The sequence below is a fragment of the Streptomyces sp. Root1304 genome (assembly GCF_001426405.1).
GTDB lineage: Bacteria > Actinomycetota > Actinomycetes > Streptomycetales > Streptomycetaceae > Streptomyces.
Genome location: NZ_LMEP01000001.1, coordinates 821,977 through 839,557, shown reverse-complemented (window position 1 = coordinate 839,557; position 17,581 = coordinate 821,977). Strand labels below are relative to the sequence as shown.

The 17,581-nt window shown below is 71.4% G+C and carries 21 protein-coding genes and 1 pseudogene; 12 read left to right on the top strand and 10 right to left on the bottom strand.

Annotation, left to right across the window (positions count from 1 at the left end; genetic code table 11):
• Window positions 1–88: 88 nt before the first annotated feature.
• Window positions 89–898, top strand: a complete 810-nt coding sequence (locus ASD33_RS03870) for a Scr1 family TA system antitoxin-like transcriptional regulator (RefSeq protein WP_056553116.1) — start codon at window positions 89–91, stop codon at window positions 896–898.
• Entirely contained in the window at window positions 891–1,073 is a 183-nt protein-coding gene (locus tag ASD33_RS03865) for a DUF397 domain-containing protein (protein WP_056553113.1), read from the top strand. The genes ASD33_RS03870 and ASD33_RS03865 overlap by 8 nt, the downstream gene beginning before the upstream one ends.
• Window positions 1,074–1,099: 26 nt before the next feature.
• On the opposite strand, the gene ASD33_RS03860 is transcribed toward ASD33_RS03865, so the two are convergent.
• The 3 genes and pseudogenes from ASD33_RS03860 to ASD33_RS33810 all read right to left on the bottom strand — a co-directional run.
• On the bottom strand, window positions 1,100–1,504 hold the full coding sequence (locus ASD33_RS03860) for a hypothetical protein (protein ID WP_056553109.1): 405 nt from the start codon (window positions 1,502–1,504) through the stop codon (window positions 1,100–1,102).
• Window positions 1,505–1,617: 113 nt separating this feature from the next.
• Complete coding sequence (locus tag ASD33_RS03855) at window positions 1,618–2,103, bottom strand: DUF1877 family protein (protein WP_056553106.1); 486 nt, start codon at window positions 2,101–2,103, stop codon at window positions 1,618–1,620.
• 112 nt (window positions 2,104–2,215) lie between these two features.
• Window positions 2,216–2,425, bottom strand: a pseudogene (locus ASD33_RS33810) (oxidoreductase); the annotation flags it as partial.
• Between the two features lie 585 nt (window positions 2,426–3,010).
• Between ASD33_RS33810 and ASD33_RS35370 the strand changes: the two are divergent.
• Window positions 3,011–3,526 (top strand): hypothetical protein, encoded by a 516-nt coding sequence (locus ASD33_RS35370; RefSeq protein ID WP_157869989.1) that lies wholly within the window; start codon window positions 3,011–3,013, stop codon window positions 3,524–3,526.
• 29 nt (window positions 3,527–3,555) lie between these two features.
• The gene (locus ASD33_RS35365) at window positions 3,556–4,233 is read left to right on the top strand and encodes a hypothetical protein (RefSeq protein WP_157869988.1); all 678 of its coding nucleotides are present in this window, start codon (window positions 3,556–3,558) and stop codon (window positions 4,231–4,233) included.
• Between the two features lie 124 nt (window positions 4,234–4,357).
• Here ASD33_RS35365 and ASD33_RS03835 read toward each other — a convergent pair whose 3' ends face one another.
• Window positions 4,358–4,726 carry a hypothetical protein gene (locus ASD33_RS03835; RefSeq protein WP_056553093.1) on the bottom strand — a complete coding sequence of 123 codons (369 nt, stop codon included), beginning with the start codon at window positions 4,724–4,726 and terminating at the stop codon, window positions 4,358–4,360.
• A 152-nt stretch (window positions 4,727–4,878) separates the two neighbouring features.
• On the opposite strand from ASD33_RS03835, the gene ASD33_RS33805 reads away from it, so the two are divergent.
• The 5 genes from ASD33_RS33805 to ASD33_RS03810 all read left to right on the top strand — a co-directional run bounded on the left by ASD33_RS33805 (window position 4,879) and on the right by ASD33_RS03810 (window position 8,536).
• Window positions 4,879–6,228 (top strand): RodZ domain-containing protein, encoded by a 1,350-nt coding sequence (locus ASD33_RS33805; protein ID WP_242426848.1) that lies wholly within the window; start codon window positions 4,879–4,881, stop codon window positions 6,226–6,228.
• A 112-nt stretch (window positions 6,229–6,340) separates the two neighbouring features.
• On the top strand, window positions 6,341–6,631 hold the full coding sequence (locus ASD33_RS03825; protein ID WP_056553090.1) for a hypothetical protein: 291 nt from the start codon (window positions 6,341–6,343) through the stop codon (window positions 6,629–6,631).
• A gap of 43 nt (window positions 6,632–6,674) precedes the next feature.
• A complete protein-coding gene (locus ASD33_RS03820) occupies window positions 6,675–6,986 on the top strand; it encodes a DUF2087 domain-containing protein (protein ID WP_056553087.1) in 312 nt (103 codons plus the stop codon).
• Complete coding sequence (locus ASD33_RS03815; RefSeq protein WP_056553083.1) at window positions 6,983–7,612, top strand: LysE family transporter; 630 nt, start codon at window positions 6,983–6,985, stop codon at window positions 7,610–7,612. The genes ASD33_RS03820 and ASD33_RS03815 overlap by 4 nt, the downstream gene beginning before the upstream one ends.
• A gap of 54 nt (window positions 7,613–7,666) precedes the next feature.
• Window positions 7,667–8,536: a MerR family transcriptional regulator gene (locus ASD33_RS03810; RefSeq protein ID WP_056553080.1), complete on the top strand. Its 870-nt coding sequence runs from the start codon at window positions 7,667–7,669 to the stop codon at window positions 8,534–8,536.
• Window positions 8,537–8,560: 24 nt separating this feature from the next.
• Here ASD33_RS03810 and ASD33_RS03805 read toward each other — a convergent pair whose 3' ends face one another.
• Together ASD33_RS03805 and ASD33_RS03800 are read right to left on the bottom strand one after the other, a co-directional pair.
• Window positions 8,561–9,244 carry a TetR/AcrR family transcriptional regulator gene (locus tag ASD33_RS03805; RefSeq protein ID WP_056553077.1) on the bottom strand — a complete coding sequence of 228 codons (684 nt, stop codon included), beginning with the start codon at window positions 9,242–9,244 and terminating at the stop codon, window positions 8,561–8,563.
• A 145-nt stretch (window positions 9,245–9,389) separates the two neighbouring features.
• Window positions 9,390–10,283 carry a pirin family protein gene (locus ASD33_RS03800; protein WP_056553074.1) on the bottom strand — a complete coding sequence of 298 codons (894 nt, stop codon included), beginning with the start codon at window positions 10,281–10,283 and terminating at the stop codon, window positions 9,390–9,392.
• 146 nt (window positions 10,284–10,429) lie between these two features.
• On the opposite strand from ASD33_RS03800, the gene ASD33_RS03795 reads away from it, so the two are divergent.
• Window positions 10,430–11,200: an MBL fold metallo-hydrolase gene (locus ASD33_RS03795; RefSeq protein ID WP_056553068.1), complete on the top strand. Its 771-nt coding sequence runs from the start codon at window positions 10,430–10,432 to the stop codon at window positions 11,198–11,200.
• Here ASD33_RS03795 and ASD33_RS33800 read toward each other — a convergent pair.
• A complete protein-coding gene (locus tag ASD33_RS33800) occupies window positions 11,172–11,474 on the bottom strand; it encodes a hypothetical protein (RefSeq protein WP_079044521.1) in 303 nt (100 codons plus the stop codon). The two genes, ASD33_RS03795 and ASD33_RS33800, sit on opposite strands and share 29 nt — an antisense overlap.
• A 95-nt stretch (window positions 11,475–11,569) precedes the next feature.
• Window positions 11,570–11,734: a hypothetical protein gene (locus tag ASD33_RS03785; protein ID WP_157869987.1), complete on the bottom strand. Its 165-nt coding sequence runs from the start codon at window positions 11,732–11,734 to the stop codon at window positions 11,570–11,572.
• A 299-nt stretch (window positions 11,735–12,033) separates the two neighbouring features.
• Here ASD33_RS03785 and ASD33_RS03780 point away from each other — a divergent pair, with 299 nt between their 5' ends.
• Window positions 12,034–13,554, top strand: a complete 1,521-nt coding sequence (locus ASD33_RS03780; RefSeq protein ID WP_056553060.1) for a chitinase — start codon at window positions 12,034–12,036, stop codon at window positions 13,552–13,554.
• A gap of 100 nt (window positions 13,555–13,654) precedes the next feature.
• On the opposite strand, the gene ASD33_RS35360 is transcribed toward ASD33_RS03780, so the two are convergent.
• Both ASD33_RS35360 and ASD33_RS03770 read right to left on the bottom strand, forming a co-directional pair.
• On the bottom strand, window positions 13,655–14,740 hold the full coding sequence (locus tag ASD33_RS35360) for a hypothetical protein (protein ID WP_056553056.1): 1,086 nt from the start codon (window positions 14,738–14,740) through the stop codon (window positions 13,655–13,657).
• A 111-nt stretch (window positions 14,741–14,851) separates the two neighbouring features.
• A complete protein-coding gene (locus tag ASD33_RS03770) occupies window positions 14,852–15,586 on the bottom strand; it encodes a PIG-L deacetylase family protein (protein WP_056553053.1) in 735 nt (244 codons plus the stop codon).
• A gap of 174 nt (window positions 15,587–15,760) precedes the next feature.
• On the opposite strand from ASD33_RS03770, the gene asnB reads away from it, so the two are divergent.
• Complete coding sequence (gene asnB / locus ASD33_RS03765; RefSeq protein ID WP_056553050.1) at window positions 15,761–17,566, top strand: asparagine synthase (glutamine-hydrolyzing); 1,806 nt, start codon at window positions 15,761–15,763, stop codon at window positions 17,564–17,566.
• Window positions 17,567–17,581 lie beyond the last annotated feature (15 nt).

Here is a 17,581-nt window from a genome sequence, read left to right as displayed (position 1 = left end):
ATCTCCTCCTGGATGCCTCCACGATGACGCGACTGGACCTACGCTCACCAGTAGTTGGGTTTCCCCCGGGGATCAGGAAACGAGGCATATGCCGGCCCAGAACGACATCGACCCGAGCGAGAGCCTGGAAAGCTTCATCGCCGGCATGATCCGCGACGCGCGCAAGCGCCTCGGATGGCGCCAACAAGACCTCGCCGCAAAGGTGTTCAGCAGTACGACGCGGATCTCCGAGATCGAGAACGGCGACCCGCCGGATCTGAAGCTCGGGCGCCAGCTGGACCAGGTGCTGGAGCTCGGTGGGGCGATGGCGAACCTGTTGGTTATCCGTGATCGCACGGCCTTCCGCGATTACGCGCAGGGGTTCCTCAGGGACCAGGCGCGGGCGCGGACCATACACGAGTTCTCGCTCTCCGTTCCGGGCCTGCTCCAGACACCGGAATACGCACGGGCGACGATGCAACTGGCCGACCCCAGCGGCGAGGGCGACCTCGATGCTGCCGTTCGGCGACGTGCGGAGCGGCAGAGGGTGTTCGAAGGCGAGCGACCGCCGTGGTTCTGGGTGGTCCTCGACGAGAACGCGCTCTCGAAGGTGATCGGGTCGAAGCAGGTGATGCGCGGGCAGATCGAGCGACTCCTCGAAGCGGTCACGTGCCCGTTCATCAACATCCAGATCCTGGAAGCGACCCGTTCTTCCATTGCCGGCTCCGTGAGCCTCCTGACCCTGCCGTCCGGTGAACGCACCGCCTACACAGAGGGCTTCAGTACCGGCCGCTACATGGTCGAAGCGGCCGACGTGGACCGGTTCCAGCGGATCTATGATCGGCTCCATGCCGACGCCCTCGGGACCGTCGAGTCGGAAGAGATCATCCGCGAAGCACTGGGGAAGCACGATGACTGAGCCCAACTGGCACAAGAGCACGTACAGCGGCGACAACGACAACTGCATCGAGGTCGCCGACAACCTTCCCCGCGTGCGCGTGCGCGACACCAAGGACCACGCCCAGGGCGAGCTGACCGTCACCCCGGCCGCCTGGTCCGCCTTCACCGCGTACGCGCGGGCGCAGTTGGGCTGACGGAGGCGTGGGGCCTCGCGCGCGGCCTACCCCAGGTCCGTGCTCGGGTGGCGGCGCCAGTCCCAGTCCGGGTGCCGGTCCAGCAGCGCGAGGAACTCCCCCGCCCGCAGCACGTCGAAGTGGTTCGTGTCGATCAGGCCGTCGAAGCCGTCGAGCGCGCTGCGCAGGAACGTCCGCGCCGCGTCCATGGACTGGCACGAGACGTAGACCCCGTACGGCTCACCGATCCTCGCCGCCAACTCCGCCAGCTCGTCCGGCTCGTAGTCCGACAGGATCCCGCCCGAGAGGTCGAGGTAGTACGAGTACCCCTCCCAGTGCAGCTTCTCGTCACCCGTCACGGGATCGGGCACGAGCCCGAAGGCCCGGACGCGCGCTTCGAGCGCCGCGCGCTCCACGGCGGGCGCGAAAAGGATCACAGACGGCCAGGACACGGGACTCCACCTCCGCGGAGACGGTATCCGAACCGCCTCTTCACCGGCCGAAGGTCATCGCCCACCGCGCGGAACCGTCCGCCCGCCCGCTGCCGTCCCCTCGCGGTCACGTCTCACGCCCATACCGCCTTCACCACCGCGTGCCCCGCCGACGCCGCCCGCCCGTAGAACTCCTTGAGTGCCCCGTGGTGGTCGAGGAACTCCTCTCTGGCCCGGCCGAGGCCGGTGAACCCCGGGCCGGCAGCGCTCCACAGCTCGTCGAACGAGACCGCCGCGAGGAACCGGGCCGCCCGCGACACCCCCACCGGCTCCAGGAGCATCAGCGGGGGATTCGAAGGGTCGGCGTCGGGGCCGTGCGCCACGGGCCGGCCGCCGTAGATCGGCAGCCTCCAGGGCTCGTCGGCGTCCGCGCCGAGCGCCTCGGCCGCGGCGTAGAGGCCGTCGACGGCGTTCCAGACCTTGGCGATCGAGACCGCGACACCCGCCTCGTACTCGGCGGAGTGGTTCTCCCAGGCCTCGGACATGAACGCGGCGAGCCAGGTGTGGTCGTCCCGGATCCCGTCCTCGGCCACGGCTCGAAGGTGCAGATGGATGCTCACGGTGACGGGACCCTCCGGCTCGGCGGCCCCCTGTCGGGCCGAACGGACAGAGCCCAGTGTGACGCGGCGCCGCGCGGGCGCGGGATCGGCGGCGTCCCGTAGCCGCACGGGTTCAGCGCGGGATCGGTGCCGTCCCCGTCGCCGCGAGGGACCATTCCCAGAGGTGTTCCGCCGCGTCCGGGGCGATGGCGTACGCGCGTACCCCGCCGTTGTCCATGGGCTTATCCGGGCCCGAGACCCGGGCGACCTCGCAGTCCTCCAGATAGAGCCTGCCCCGCCCGGCCAGCAGGGGCGACGTGGCTGCCCACAGGCCCGTCGCGGCGTCCGAGGGCGTCGAGGTGGACGGCGCGCCGCGCAGGACGTGTTCGTGGACGTCGGCGGAGCTGTGCCCCGGCATCGAGCCGGCGGGCGGCGAGGCCATGCTGACGTCGGGCACCGATGGCGTGGCAGGACTGCGTGGCCCGCGGATCCGACTCGTCGTGGCGTGGTCGAGCCTGCTCCTCGATCGTCGGAGTATGCAGGCCAGGGCCACCCTGGGGAGCTTCTGAACCGCACAGCGAAGCTGCCCTGTTGTGTGCAGTAGGCACCCGCCGCCTTGCCGGGGTTGGCAACTTGACGGAGTCGGTTTGGCAACGCGGCTGACTGCAGGTGAGGTGTGGAGCGCGTCAGATGCGTGCACTATCGCCATCCAACCAGGGCAAATTGGATGCCGGGGAGGGTGTACGCCATGACATTGCAGATGAATCAAGCCATCGGGAGTAGATTCACATACTTCACTTTCGGCTCGCGATTCCTCAAGGGATGCTCAAACCTATTCGCTTCGCTCAGCGGTTGGTCGATTGGGCCCGTAAGTTCTGCTCAGAGAAGGCCACTCCGACGGGGGGTGGAGTAAATTCTGGAGGAATTCGTGCTGCTTAAGACGAAGATGGCCCTGGTCGCGTGTGGGCTGACTCTCAGCCCTCTTTGTGCTGGGAACGCCGCAGCGGCTACGGGGGACCCCTCGCCTCAGTCTGAGTACTGTCAGCCGCACGACTATCGTGCTTACACATGGACCTCGAACAACTGGTACGCCTTCGACTCTGGAACGCTGAAGAACGCGTCCGGTGGAACTATCAGTAAGACGTTTACTCACTCTTCGTCGAAGTCGAAGACCACCGAGGTGTCCGTGGAGGTGGGATTGTCTGCCAGTGCGGTCATTGCCGAAGTCAACGCCAAGTTCGGGATTTCGTCATCGGTAACCGCCTCCTACACTACGACGACCGCTTTCACCGTGACCGCACCCGCGCATACGACCGTCTCGTACAAGGACGGGATTTTGATGCGCGCGTACAACGTTAAAAGGGTCCATACCTACAGTAACTGCACCACCTCTACGACCTACGGCAAGATCCTCGCCATGGACAACTACTCTGAGGCCCGCTGACCGGTCCCGGCTTGAAGAGGAGCGAAACGGTGCTCAAGTCCCAGCGTGTGTGGGCGTGGAAGGCGGCAGTAGCGGTTTGCCTCGCCGGCATGACCGTGAGCTGTACGGAAGATGTCGAGAGCAAGGGGCCGGAGTCGGCCCGGCCGCCGGGCGTTGATTGCGGGCTCGAAACGGCCGCACATGGCGAGGGGCTGCTCTCTGTTCAGGATGTCTGGCCCGGCGCGGGAAAGAAGAATCGATCAACACGCATCGTTGACCTGGCGGGCACCACGTGTGCTACCGGGCAGGGCACCGCGACAACTCCGACCAACTCCTGTGAGACGTCCGGATTCCCCTGGACAAGGTCACCGGATTCCTCGAATCAAGATCTGTACCGATCGGGAATCCGGCGATGGGCGTCCGCCTCCCTGGAAGGTTCGGACGGGGGAATCCTGAAGGAGAACGTCCTGATTCCGTCGGATGGAGAGTCCGATGGGGTCTTGGATGCGTACCGGAAACATCTGAAGGGCTGCGACGCCACGGTGCTCAGTTCGCAGAATGGGAGGCCCGTTCAGTTCTTCTTGAAGGGATCCCCCGCGCTCGTGGTGAGCTTCCAGGGTGAGAGGATCACCGCCTTGCAGGGGTACGGATCCGGCTGGAAGGGCGACCAGTTGGCCAACTTGTTGGGGGTCGCCGAAAACCGCAGTGGCACCCTCGCGGCAGGGTAGCCCCGCTGCCGTAGGGTCCGCGCTTGTCCTGCAACTCGGTCCCGGGGTAGACGACGATCTCGTGGGCGATGGCGTCCTCGCGCAGCGCTTGGGCGGAGTGCGGAAGTCGGTGATCCCGCGCGCCTCAGTCCCCGGTTGGCGTCCAGGCCGGGACCGCCGCGGGTGTTGCCGCGAACGGCTCCACGAGCACCGTGTACTGCTCCTCGGTCAGCTTCCCCCGCTTGCGGACCGCCCGGGCCGCGATCCCGCACGCGGAGATCGCGTCCGAGTGCAGGCCGTCCCGGGCCTCCGTCAGTTCGTCGGCGCGGGGGAGCAGCGCGGATCGCACCGCGCGGCTGATCGACGAGTTCTCCGACGCGGACACCTTCGCCGCGCGGCTCGCCTCCCGGCCTCCGGTCGACCGCCGGTCCACCATCTCGTCGAACACCGTCGCCAGCACGGCGGGCGGCAAGGCCGTCGCGGTCTCGATGAAGCGGGCGGTCACGGGATCCATCGCGAGAGCCTCCTCAAGGCGGGGCTGTGGCCGGTCATACTGATGTGCCGTAACGCGTAGGGGGAGTGGTCGTGCGGGACATGGGGTCGGCATCGGATCTGCCGGAGCATATCGGCGGCTATGCCGTGGAGCGGGAGCTCGGCGCCGGCGGGATGGGGACCGTGTACCTGGCACGGTCGCGCGGCGGCCGTCCCGTGGCCGTCAAGGTCGCCCGTCCCGAGCTGGCCGCCGATCCGCATTTCCGTGAGCGGTTCCGCGCGGAGGTCGCCGCGGCGCGCAAGGTCGGCGGGTTCCACACGGCTCCGGTCGTGGACGCCGACCCGGAGGCCGCGGCGCCCTGGCTCGCGACCGCGTACGTCCCCGGTCCCACGTTGAGCGGGCTGCTCGCGGAGCAGGGGCCCATGGACGAGGACCGGCTGCGGTTGCTGGGGGCTGCCCTGGCGGAAGCGCTGCAGGCTGTTCACGCCTGCGGGCTCGTCCACCGCGATCTCAAGCCGGGCAACATCATCATGGCCGAGGACGGCCCCCGCGTGCTCGACTTCGGGATCGCGCGGGCCGTCGAGTCCACCCGGCTGACCTCCACCGGAGCCGCTTTCGGGACCCCCGGGTTTCTCGCTCCCGAGCAGGCCCAGGGCGCCGAGGTCGACGGCGGGGCCGATGTGTTCGCGCTCGGCGCCGTGCTGGTGGCGGCGGCCGGCGGCAGCGCGTTCGGCGCCGGTACGCCGATGGCGCTGATGTACCGCTCGGTGCACGAGCCCGCGGACCTGTCCACGGTGCCGCAGGGGCTGCGTCCCGTGGTGGCCGCCTGCCTGGCCAAGGACCCCGCCGACCGGCCCACGCCCGCGAAACTCCTGGACCTGTTCGTCCCGGGCTCGACCCCGTACACCCCCACCGTGGCCGTCCCGGCCGAGGCGTCGGATCCCGCGCCCGCCCGTCCTGGCACGGCCCCGGCCCCGTACACCCCCACCGCGGCCGTTCCGACGGAGGCGCCCGGCCCCGCGTCCGTCCCCTCCCTCCCGTCCGGCCCTTCCCGCAGACGCACCCTGTCCCTCGGGCTCGTGCTCGCGGCCGTGATCGCCGCACTCGTCGGCGGTACGTACCTCCTCATGCAGAAGGACGACCACCAGAACCCTCCTTCGGCCGCCGCATCGGGGCCGAGCGGGAATCCCTCAGCCACCGAAACGCCCTCCACCCGCGCTCCGGCACCGTCGACTCCGCCGGCCGCCACCGGAGACAGCACCGAGGGCAAGGTGACCGTCGTGGTCAGCACCAAGGAGCGGAGCGCCTGGCTCTCGGCCAAGGCCTCCGACGGAGGGTCGCTCTTCGACGGCGTCCTCCAGGCGGGCCAGACCCGCACCTTCACGGACGGGGAGCAGATCAGCCTCGTCCTGGGAGACGCGGAAGCCTTCCGGCTCGTCGTCAACGGCAAGCCGATCCAGGAGACATACGAACCCGGACAGGTGGAGCGGCTGACGTTCACCCCCTCGGAGTGGAACAGCTGACGCTCACCCCCGGGTCAGTGCCCCTCGCTCGTTCGGAGGCCGTCCCCGTGCGGCCCCCCGGGCCTCCTGGTCTGCTGGGCAGCGAACCCTTCCCGTACGTACAGGAGCCCCCATGGCCGTCATCGTCACCCTTGAGCTCCCCGGCGGCACCCAGGAGCAGTACGAGGAGACCACCCGCATGCTCCGGGCCACCGACTGGTTCCCGCCCAAGGGGTTCATCGCGCACGCCGCCGGGCCCGACGGGACCGGTGGGTGGCGGGTCGTGGACTTCTGGGAGTCCGAGGACGACTTCCTCGCCTTCGTCGAGAAGGCCCGGCCCCTCTTCGAACGCGCCGGCGTCCGGTCCTTCCTGCCCACCGTCCAGCCGGCCGTGAACGTGATCGTGCGGCCCGAGCCGAAGTGAAAACCCTTTGCGGGGCGGGGGACCGGCGGCCACTCTTGCGCCCATGACCAGTCATCCTTCCCCCCGCTCCGTCGCGGACCTGTTCGCCGCCGACGGGCGGCTCAAGGCCGTCCCCCGTCGGCCCGCCCGCCGTGAGGCCCTGCTCGCGCACCTTGCCGCGACCCTCTTCGACGACGGCCGCGACTACCGCGAGTCCGAGGTCAACGAGGCCCTGCTCACCGTCCACGAGGACTTCTCGGCGCTCCGCCGGTATCTCGTGATCGGCGGCTTCCTCGCCCGTACGAAGGACGGTTCGGCCTACCGCCGACAGCAGCAGACCGGCTCCCCCGAAGGCGCGATCACCGCCGTCGCGTGACCGCCGCGGTGGTGGCCGGCCTGCTCGCCGGCTACGGCATCGCGATCCCGGTCGGCGCCGTCGGCGCCTACCTGGTGGCCGTCACAGCCCGTACCGGCTGGCGTACGGGTGCCGGCGCGGCCCTCGGCGTCGCCACGGCCGACGGGGTGTACGCACTCGTCGCCGTCCTCGGCGGCTCCGCCCTCGTCCCGCTGCTCACCCCGGTGATGACCCCGCTCCGGTGGGCCTCCGCGGTGGTGCTCGTCGCCCTCGCGCTCCGGGCGGCCCACGGCGCGCTCGCCGCGTTCCGTACCGGCGGCCTCGCCTCCCGCGACGACGGTACGGCCCTGACACCGGCCCGCGCGTACCTCACGTTCCTGGGGATCACGGTCCTCAACCCCATGACGGTGATCTACTTCGCCGCGCTCGTCCTCGCCGCCGGGCCCTCCTCGCCCGCGACCCTCCCCGACCGCAGCGCCTTCGTCCTCGCGGCCGTCCTCGCCTCCGCGAGCTGGCAGCTGCTCCTCGCCCTCGGCGGGACCCTCCTCGGCCGGACCCTCGCCGGGGCCCGGGGGCGGCTCGTCACGGCGCTCGCGTCGAGCACGCTGATCGTGGTGCTCGCGGTGCGGCTGGTCGCCCGGTCGTGAGAGGCCGGCCGCCCTGTTGACTCTCGGGTTACCCGAGACGGCACAGTCCTCCCCATGGACAGGACGAACCTGCTGCCGATCGGGCAGTTCTCCCGGGCCAGTGGCCTTTCGGTCACCGCCCTGAGGCACTACGACGCGAGCGGTGTCCTCACCCCGGCCCATGTGGACCCGGACAGCGGCTACCGCTACTTCCGGCCCGACCAGCTCCGCATCGCCCAACTCGTGCGCGCACTGCGGCAGTTGGACATTCCCATCGAGGAGGTGCGAAGGCTGCTCGCGTACGGCGACGGCGACGGCGGCGAGGAGCTGGCGTCGGCGCTGCGCGCCCACCTCACCGCCACGGAGACCCGGCTCGCCCGCCAGCGGTCCGTCGTCCACGGCCTGTTGAACCGACTGACCCGAGGAGCAGAGATGAGCCACCCCGTCACCCTTCGCCAGGGCGAAGCCCAACGCGTCCTCGTCCGCGGCGCGACCGTGGACCACTCCGGACTCGACGCCTTCCTCCGTACCGCCTACGAGGAGATGTACGCCCTCGCCGGGCGCGGCCCGCTCACCTTCACCGGGCCCGCGTTCGTCCGGTACCACGGGGTGTGCGACGAGGAGAACGAAACCCTCGTCGAGGCCTGCCTGCCGTTCTCGGCGACCGGCGCCCAGCCGGGGGTTCTCCCGGAGGGGATGTCCGTGAGGGACCTCCCGGAGAACTCCTTCGCGTGTACGGAGGTGGTGGGCGCGGCGGCCGCGTACCCGGACATCCTCTCCGCGTACGACGCCGTCGCGAACTGGACCGCCGACCACGGCTTCGCCTTCGCGGGCCCGGTCCGCTCGGTCTTCCGCAACTGGACCGGCACCCCGGACCACCCGGACAACCGCCTGGAGATCGCCTGGCCGGTCATGGAGCCGGAAGCGGCAAGGACGGAGGAGTAGGAGCTCCGCCCTCAGGGGCACACCTCAGGGGCGCGCGTATCCGGCCAGGAAGAGGTCCACTCCCGCGCCGATCACCCGCGTCAGCTCCGCGTCGTCCAGCTCCGCGTCGGGCGAGAACGTACGGACCAGCTGCGGCACGCCCACCGTGGCCCCGACCAGCTGCTGCACGGCGAGCGCCGGATCGGGAACGTCCAGGGTCCCGCGCGCGTCCAGCGCGGTGAAGGCCTCGATCAGCGGGCCGTTGGTCATCTCGTAGCTCACCCGGTACCAGAGCCGGCCCAGCTGCGGGAAGCGGTCGATCTCGCCGATCACCAGCCGGCGCAGCTTCATGATGTCGGGGCGCAGCAGGATGCGGGCCCAGTCGGTGGTGAGCCGGACGAGCGCGGCCCGCAGGTCGGGGGCGTCGGCGAGGGCGGCGTGGGAGGGCTCCAGACCGGCGTACGTCTGCGGGAGCACCCCGCCGATCACGGCGAGGAAGAGACGTTCCTTGCTGCCGAAGTGCTTGTAGATCGTCGCCTTGGAGACCCCGGAGCTCCGGGTGATCGCGTCCATGGAGGCCGCCGAGTACCCCTCGGCGAGGAACTCCGCGAGCGCCGCGTCGATGATCGCCCGCCGCTTGCGCGAGGCCGCGTCGGCGGGGTCCGGGATGATCGGGATGCCGTACTCGTCGGTCGCGTCGTCGGCGTGGGCGTCGGCTCCGGCTCCCATGGGTGGTCCTTAGCTGTGGTGGCTGTGGTGGCTGTGGTGGCGGGGCCTCTCGGTCCGGCGGGGCCGCCCACCCGTACGCGCACTATATGAACTGAACCGTTTCGTCTGCAAAGGTCGCCCGGGCCGCCCTCCGGCCCCCCGTCCCTCATACGGGCATCCGGCCCATCAGCCCGCGCCTGAAGTCCTGCTCCGCCTGCCGGAGTTCGGCGGCGGTGTTCATCACGAACGGGCCGCTGCGGGCGACCGGTTCGTCGATCGGCTCGCCCGCGAGGACCAGCACCTCGGCCGCTTCGCCGGGCGCCCCGACGGTGAACCGCTCGCCGTCCCGGGCGAGCACGGCGAGGTGCCCGTCGGGCAGCTGCTCGCCGGCCACCTCGGCCGCGCCCCGCATCACGTACACCATCGCGTTGTGCCCGGCGGGCACGGTGAACGCGGCGCCGCTGCCGGCCGCGAGCCGCCCGTGGACCACGAGGACCGGTGTACGGGTCTCGAAGGGGCCGGTCACCCCGTGGCTCTCGCCGGCCAGGACGGTGAGCGCGGCGCCCTCGCGGTCGGTGACCGTGGGGAGGTCGGCGGCCTCGGCGTTCTGGCTGCGCGGCGGGACGCCCTTGAGGTGGGCGGGGAGGTTCACCCAGATCTGGAGCATGTGCTGATGCCCGCCCTCGGCGAGGAACTCCGGTGTGGGCAGGGCCTCGTGGACGATCCCGGACCCGGCGGTGAGCCACTGGACCCCGCCCGCGCGGACGACGGCGCGGTGGCCGCGGGAGTCGGCGTTCGCTATGTCGCCGTCGAGGACGTACTGGATCGTCTCGAAGCCGCGGTGCGGGTGCGGGGGAGCGCCCTTCGCCTCACCGGGCCCGAGGTCGACCGGACCGACCTGGTCGACCATCAGGAAGGGATCCAGGAAGGGGAGTTCGGCGGTGGGGAAGGGGCGCCGGACCGGGAATCCGGCGCCCTCGTGGGTGTGGAAGGGGCGGACGGTGCGGGCGACGGTCCGCTCGGTGGCGGTGGCGGTGGCGGTGACAGCTGCGGAGGTCATGGATCGAATGAACTACACCATTCAGTTCACTGTCAAGACTAAACCGTTTCGTTGACAGATTGAACCGATCGGTTTAGTTTCCTCGTGTCGGAGTCCGGCACTCGCGCGGCTCCACCCATCCACCCGACCCCTCAGGGAGCGCCCGTATGACCGCGTCCGCGATCTCCGCCACCTACCTGGGCACGGCGACCGTCCTCCTCCGCATCGGGGACCTCACCGTCCTCACCGACCCCGCCCTCGACCCCGCGCCGGCCGACTACCCGGCCGCCCGCCCGCTGCGCCGCACCGCGAGCCCCGCGCCTGCCGCCGGCCGGCTGCCGCCCGTGGACCTGGTCCTGCTCTCGCACGACCAGCACGCCGACAACCTCGACCACGCCGGCCGCGAAGCCCTCGGCCGCGCGGGTGTCGTCCTCACCACCCCGGAGGCCGCCGGACGTCTCGGCGGGCGGGCGGTGGGCCTTGCGCCCTGGGAGAGCCGGACGGTCACCGCCGGCGCGACGACCGTCACCGTGACGGCCACCCCCGCCCGGCACGGACCCGAGGGAACCGAGCAGGCCACCGGTCCTGTCACCGGCTTCGTGGTCACGTACGACGGCGGCGCCCTGTACGTCTCCGGCGACACCGTCCGCCATGACGCCCTGACGGAGATCGGGCGGCGCTTCGCCCTCGACGTCGCCTTCCTCCACCTGGGAGACGCGCACTTCCCGTCCACCGGCGACCGCGCCTTCTCGATGAGCGCCCGCGAAGGCGCCGCGCTCGCCCGCATGCTCGGCGCGCGCACGGTGGTCCCGCTGCACTACGACTCCTGGGAGCACCTCGCCGAGGACCCGGCGCGCATCACCGAGGCCTTCGCGGCCGATCCGGAGCTGGCCGGCCGGCTGAGGTGGCTCAGGCCCGGCGTACCCGAGACGCTCTGATCCCGTACGCGCCCGCCAGCGCCAGTGCCGTCCCCGCCGCGAGCACCCCGCGGTGCGCACGCCAGGAGAGGACGGACCAGCTCGACCGGGCCGAAAGGAGGGAGCCGACGCTCGCCCAGGAGCCCACGGAGCCCACCGACAGGGCGGAACCCACCGAGCCGACGGACAGGAACGAACCGACCGAGCCGACCGACAGCGTCGACCCGACCGACCCGACGGACAGGAAGGAGTCCCGCGACCAGAGCGACAGGGCCGAGCCGTTACGAGAGGTCATACGGCGATCGTAGGCACGCCGGGAGTCACTCCGCGCGCCCGTTCCGGGCTGCCCCGCGCGAGCCGACCCCCGCCGCCCCGCACCCCGTCCCGCGCCTACCCCGCGCACGCCGGCAGGAACTCCAGGCCCTCCGGCGTCCCGAAGCGGAGGACCGCGAGGTACGCCTCCGGGTAGTCGCAGCCCACGTCCGCCCACTGGAGGGCGAGGACCGTCCAGACGACGAACACGGCAAGGAAGAACCAGCGCCATCCCTTTGACATGTACGCCCAGTACCCCCGCCCGTCCGGAAGAACCGCTTCCCCCGCCGCGAGGGTCAAACGGGAGTAAAGGGTGGGCGTGCGTGGCTCATTGGACCAATCCGTCCACTCCTTGCAACGCGGCAGTACGCACCCGCCCTCGCTCGATGCACCACACAACACACCGCCAAATTGGTCTAGTCCAACTTTGGTCCGATCCATTGACGCGGCCCGGACAACGGGGATTCCGTATCCCCACCACCCGCGCGCCCCAACGGCGTCGGCGCGTCCCCGCACCCCCCCACAGCCATTGGATTGCCATGATGAGACGCATCAGGTCGCTCCGCTCCGCCCTCACCGCCGCCGCGACCGCCGTCGCCGCCCTCGGCCTGGCCGCCACCGCCACGGCTCCCGCCCAGGCGGCCACCCCGCTCCCCGCGCACGTCTTCGCCCCCTACTTCGAGGCCTGGACCGGCGAGAGCCCCGCCGCCCTCAGCGCCCAGTCCGGGGCCAAGCACCTGACGATGGCGTTCCTCCAGACCGCCACGAAGGGCTCGTGCACCGCGTACTGGAACGGCGACAGCGGTTCCCCCGTCGCCCAGTCCACCTTCGGCGCCGACATCAAGACCATCCAGTCGCGCGGCGGCGACGTCATCCCCTCCTTCGGCGGGTACACGGCCGACACCACCGGCACCGAGATCGCCGACAGCTGCACCGACGTCAACCAGATCGCCGCGGTCTACCAGAAGGTCATCACGACCTACGACGTCACCCGGCTCGACATGGACATCGAGGTCGACTCGCTCGACAACGCCGCGGGCATCGACCGGCGCAACAAGGCCATCAAGGTCCTCCAGGACTGGGCCGCCGCCAACGGGCGCAAGATCGAGATCTCGTACACCCTGCCGACGACCACCCACGGCCTCGCCGCCAGCGGGCTCGCGGTCCTCAAGAACGCCGTGACGAACGGCGCCAAGGTCGACGTCGTCAACATGATGACCTTCGACTACTACGACAACGCCGCCCACGACATGGCCGCCGACACCAAGACCGCCGGCCAGGGCCTGTACGACCAGCTCGCCAAGCTCTACCCCACCAAGACCCCCGCCCAGCTCTGGGGCATGGTCGGCATCACCGAGATGATCGGCGTCGACGACTTCGGCCCCGCCGAGACCTTCACCCTCGCCAACGCCCGTACGGTCTACGACTGGGCGGTCTCCAAGGGCATCAACACGCTGTCCTTCTGGGCGCTCCAGCGTGACAACGGCGGCTGCGCCGGCGGCGCAGCGGCCGACAACTGCTCGGGGATCCAGCAGAACACCTGGGACTTCTCCCACATCTTCGCGCCCTTCACCAGCGGCACCACCACCCCCACCGACGACTTCTCGGTGACCACGACCCCGGCGTCCGCCACCGTCACGGCGGGCGGCTCCACCACGGCGACGGTGCAGACCGCCGTCACCGCCGGTACGGCCCAGACGGTGAACCTCACGGTCAGCGGCCTGCCCGCCGGCGTCACCGCCACCCTCAGCCCCGCCTCCGTGACGGCCGGGGGCACCTCGACCCTGACCGTGAACACCGCGGCGACGGCGGTCTCCGGCACGTACCAGATCGTGGTCAACGGTTCGAGCGCCTCCGCGGGTCACGCGGCGGTCCTCTCGCTGACGGTCACCGGCGGCGCCACCCAGTGCACCGCGTCCCCGTGGGCCTCCGCCACCGTCTACACCGGCGGCCAGCAGGTCTCGCACAAGGGCCACACCTGGAAGGCCAAGTGGTGGACGACGGGCGAGGAGCCCGGTACCACGGGCGAGTGGGGCGTCTGGCAGGACCTGGGCGCCTGCTGATCCCGTAGTACGGGGCCCGTAGGGGCTCAGGCGGAGTCCGTCCGAACCCCTACGGGTGGCGGCCCGGAGTCCATGGACTCCGGGCCGCCACCCGTACCCGTCACAGCTCCCCGAAGTTCCTCCGGTTGCGGTCGTCCGTGGACTGCTGGTCACCGGAGATCAGCAGGATCGCGTCCGGCAGGGCGCCGGCCAGATGCTCGCCGACGGCCGCCGTGGCCGCCGCGAGGCGGTCCAGGATCAGGTCGACGTCCGGGGCGAGCGCCTCGGCGAAGGACCCGCCGGCCCGGGCGGCCGCGTGCTGGGAGACGGCGTCGGCCAGTTCGGCGCTCGTCCGGCCGAGGACGTCGTCGGAGACCGAGGCGATCCGGCTCGCGGCGATCTTGTGCTCGTCGTGGTCCACGCGGACACCGGTACTGCCGGAGAGGTCGCCGCCCGTACCGCCGTCCCCTCCGGCGTGCCGGGAGTCCCCCGCGCCCCCACCCGAGGTTCTGCCCGCGACACCTCCGGCCGCGCCGCCCCCGCCCGCGACACCTCCCGCCACGCCGCCCCACGCCCCCGTCCCCGCTCCCGCGATCCCGGCCCCGGCCCCGGCCCCGGTGGTGACCGAGCCGCCGACGCCGTTCGCCAGGTCGGCCGGGACCGACTCCAGGGCGATCACGTTCGGGTCCGCGAGCAGGCCCTTGAGGACCTGCCGGACGGCCGAGGCCGTCGACCGGATCCGCTCGGCGACCCGTTGGCGGGTGACGTCGGCGTCGCGCGTGGCCGCCGTGGCCGCCGCGGCCGTGGCGTCCCCGCCGAAGGTGAGCACCCCGGCGGCCAGCGTGATGCCGTTGCGGTCGGCCAGCGCCCGCGCCTCGTACGCGATCGTCTGCTTGAGGGTCACGATCGCCTGCGGGATCTCGCTCACGGTGCCGGCCAGGGTGTTGGCCGACTTGGCGACGGGCGCCATGTCCTGGTCCATGACCCGGACCCAGTGCTCCTGGAGCGCGGTCAGGGCCTCGCCCCGGCCGGAGGAGAGCAGCCGCTGCATGTGCCGGTTGGCGGCCCAGCCGTCGTCCAGGGTGAACTGCGCGTAGGCGTTGAGCGCGGTCACCACCGCCGGGTAGGCGTTCTCGTCGACCTCCGGCCAGGGCAGGCCGTACTGCTGGACGATCGCTTCCTCGAGGCCCGACAGTGACGTCGTCATGTCCTCAACTCCCCCTCGCCGCACGCGTGTCGGTGCCACACGCCCCCGTGTGTGGCGCTCACGGTCCCACCCGGTCCGCGAGGTCACAAGAGCGACGCTTCAGGGGCGTGCTCAGTCGATGTGGACGATCTGGAACGCCTCCGCCATCCGCCCCGGCGGCAGGCCTCCCGCCCGCGCGTGCTCCCCGAGCCAGGTGCGGAGCAGCCCCGCGAGGTCGTCGAAGTGGGCGGTCTGGGAGGTGTGGATGCGCAGCGCCTCGACCTTGCGGTCGAAGACGGAGGTGACGTCCACGTACTGGTTCGGGGTGGGGCCGGTCATCAGCCACAGCTCGTGGACGGTCCAGGGCTCCAGGCCCTCGTCCTTGAGCAGAGCGGCGTGCGCGAAGGGGTTGCGGGCCTCGGGGTAGACGGCGCGCAGACAGGCGTCGCCGACGGCGCGGTGGTCGGGGTGGAGGTCCGCGACCCGCGCCCAGTTGATCTCGGGGGAGGGGATGATGGCCCGCTGCGGGCGGACCTCGCGTATCACCCGGCACAGGTCCCGGCGGAGTTCCACCGAGGCTTCGACGAAGCTGTCGGGGTAGCCGAGGAAGCGGACGTCGGCGACGCCGCTGAGCTTGGCCGAGTGGACCTGCTCGGCGCGGCGCAGATCCGCCATCGCCTGGCGGGGGAGCTGCTCGTCGTAACCGCCCGCGCCGCCGTCCGTGACGATGCAGTACGTGACGCGGGTGCCGCGCTCGATCCACTGCATGACGGTGCCGCTGACACAGAACTCGATGTCGTCGGGGTGTGCCGCCACCACCAGCAGGGATTCGGGCGCGGAACGTTCGGTCGTCGCGAAGTCCTCCATGGGGCAAGCCTGTTGGGGCGGCGGGGGCGTCGCAAGGCCAACTCGTGGCGTGAACCGGACATGGCACTTACGCGCCATTCAAAAACTTGGTAGATTCAAATCATTGGGTGCGACCAGTGTGTTGACGAATGTCGGCGAGTGTCGACGAGGACAGTGACTACGGAGGCGACCGGCATGTGCAGGATCCTCGGCTCCTTCGCCGCGGGGGCGGACCGCCCCGAGCCGGCCCAACTCGCGGCGGTATCCGCCCGCCAGCGCCACGGAGGCCCCGACGAGCACCATGTGCTCAGCGGCCCCGGCTGGTCCCTCGGCTGCGACCGGCTCGCCGTGACCGACCCCTGCGGCGGACAGCAGCCCTACCGGCTGCCCCACCTCCCCGGCATCCTCGCCGTGCTCAACGGCGAGATCTACAACCACGCCGAGCTGCGCCGCACCCTCGCCGCGCGCGGCCACCGGTTCCCCGACCGCTGCGACGGCACCGTGCTCCCCGCGCTCTACGCCGAGTACGGCCCCGCCTTCGCCGAACACCTCGACGGCATGTTCGCCGTCGCCCTCCTCGACCTGCGCCCCGGCAGCACCCAACTCGTCCTCGCCGTCGACGACATGGGCATGAAGCCGGTCCACCTGCACCACGACCCCTACGACGGCTCCACCCGCTTCGCCTCCGAGATCCCCGCCCTGCTCGCCTTCGAAGGGGTACGGATCTCCCCGCGCGAGGACTCCCTCGACACCGTCCTCGCCACCCGCACCTCCTTCTCCACCCACACCGCGCTCGACGGCGTCAGCGTCCTGCCGCCCGGCGCGACCGCCCTCGTACGGCCCGGCGCCGCCCCCGTCGTACGCCGCCGCGGCCCCCACCGGGCCACCCCCGTCGGCGACACCCAGGACGTGCTGCGCCACGAGGTGCGCCGGCTCGCCCGGGCCGAGGTCCCCGTCTGCGCCATCACCAGCGGCGGCCTCGACTCCGGCCTCGTCACCGCGCTCGCCGCCGAGCACGCCCGCGAGACCGACGCGCCGCCGCTGCACACCTTCCACCTCACCTACCGGGGCCGTTGGCCCGAGTCCGAGGCCGCGTACGCCCGTTCCGTCGCCCGCAGGACCCGGACCGTGCACCACGAGGTCGCCGTCGACCCCGACGAACTCGGCTCCCTCCTCACCCGCACCGTCCGCCACCTCGGCCAGCCCAACGCCGACCCCATCACCCTCTCCACCTACGCCCTCTTCCGTGCCGTCCGCGAGAACGGCTTCACCGTCGCCCTCACCGGCGACGGCGCCGACGAACTCTTCGGCGGCTACGACCGGATGCGCGACGCGCTCGCCGCCCCCGCCGGGGCCGACTGGGCCGGCGCCTACGCCGACGCCCTGTCCGCCGCGCCCCGGATGCTCCGCGAGCACCTCTACACCGCCAACTACCGGGCCCACATCGCCGACCAGGGCTCCGCCGCCGACCGCATCGAGCAGGAACTCCGCTCGGCGGAGGCCGTCGGCGAGGACCGGCTCACCGCGATGACCGCCTTCGAGACGCGCTGGCGGCTCCCCGCGTACCACCTGCGGCGCGTCGACCACCTCTCGATGGCCTGGGCCGTCGAGGCGCGCATGCCGTTCTGCCAGCCCTCGGTCGTGGCCCACGCCCGCGCGCTGCCGACGGCCGCCCGTACGGGCAAGCGCGCGCTGTACGAGGCCGGGGCGGAGCTGCTGCCCTCGGCGGTCCTGCGCCGGCCCAAGCAGCCCTTCACGCTGCCCGTGGCGGCCCTGCTCGCGCCCGGCAGCCCGCTCCTGGACACCGTCCGCGAACTGCTCTCCCCGGCCCGGCTCGTCCTCGGCGGGAAGGTCCGCGCGGACCGGGTGCAGAAACTCCTCGCCCGCCAGCTCGAACGCCCCTCGCGCCACGACGCCCAGGCCCTGTGGGCCCTCGCCGTCCACGAGCTGTGGACGGAGGTCGTCCAGGGCATGAGAATCCCGGTCGGCTGTGCGGCCTGACCCGCCGGGCCACCG

Bases quoted from the DNA above. Each gene is read 5' to 3' on its own strand.
- ASD33_RS03870 (WP_056553116.1), top strand. From the start codon at position 89: ATGCCGGCCCAGAACGACATCGACCCGAGCGAGAGCCTGGAAAGCTTC.
- ASD33_RS03865 (WP_056553113.1), top strand. From the start codon at position 891: ATGACTGAGCCCAACTGGCACAAGAGCACGTACAGCGGCGACAACGAC.
- ASD33_RS03835 (WP_056553093.1), bottom strand. From the start codon at position 4,726: ATGGATCCCGTGACCGCCCGCTTCATCGAGACCGCGACGGCCTTGCCG.
- ASD33_RS33805 (WP_242426848.1), top strand. From the start codon at position 4,879: ATGGGGACCGTGTACCTGGCACGGTCGCGCGGCGGCCGTCCCGTGGCC.
- ASD33_RS03825 (WP_056553090.1), top strand. From the start codon at position 6,341: ATGGCCGTCATCGTCACCCTTGAGCTCCCCGGCGGCACCCAGGAGCAG.
- ASD33_RS03820 (WP_056553087.1), top strand. From the start codon at position 6,675: ATGACCAGTCATCCTTCCCCCCGCTCCGTCGCGGACCTGTTCGCCGCC.
- ASD33_RS03810 (WP_056553080.1), top strand. From the start codon at position 7,667: ATGGACAGGACGAACCTGCTGCCGATCGGGCAGTTCTCCCGGGCCAGT.
- ASD33_RS03805 (WP_056553077.1), bottom strand. From the start codon at position 9,244: ATGGGAGCCGGAGCCGACGCCCACGCCGACGACGCGACCGACGAGTAC.
- ASD33_RS03800 (WP_056553074.1), bottom strand. From the start codon at position 10,283: ATGACCTCCGCAGCTGTCACCGCCACCGCCACCGCCACCGAGCGGACC.
- ASD33_RS03795 (WP_056553068.1), top strand. From the start codon at position 10,430: ATGACCGCGTCCGCGATCTCCGCCACCTACCTGGGCACGGCGACCGTC.
- ASD33_RS33800 (WP_079044521.1), bottom strand. From the start codon at position 11,474: ATGACCTCTCGTAACGGCTCGGCCCTGTCGCTCTGGTCGCGGGACTCC.
- ASD33_RS03785 (WP_157869987.1), bottom strand. From the start codon at position 11,734: ATGTCAAAGGGATGGCGCTGGTTCTTCCTTGCCGTGTTCGTCGTCTGG.
- ASD33_RS03780 (WP_056553060.1), top strand. From the start codon at position 12,034: ATGAGACGCATCAGGTCGCTCCGCTCCGCCCTCACCGCCGCCGCGACC.
- ASD33_RS35360 (WP_056553056.1), bottom strand. From the start codon at position 14,740: ATGACGACGTCACTGTCGGGCCTCGAGGAAGCGATCGTCCAGCAGTAC.
- ASD33_RS03770 (WP_056553053.1), bottom strand. From the start codon at position 15,586: ATGGAGGACTTCGCGACGACCGAACGTTCCGCGCCCGAATCCCTGCTG.
- asnB (WP_056553050.1), top strand. From the start codon at position 15,761: ATGTGCAGGATCCTCGGCTCCTTCGCCGCGGGGGCGGACCGCCCCGAG.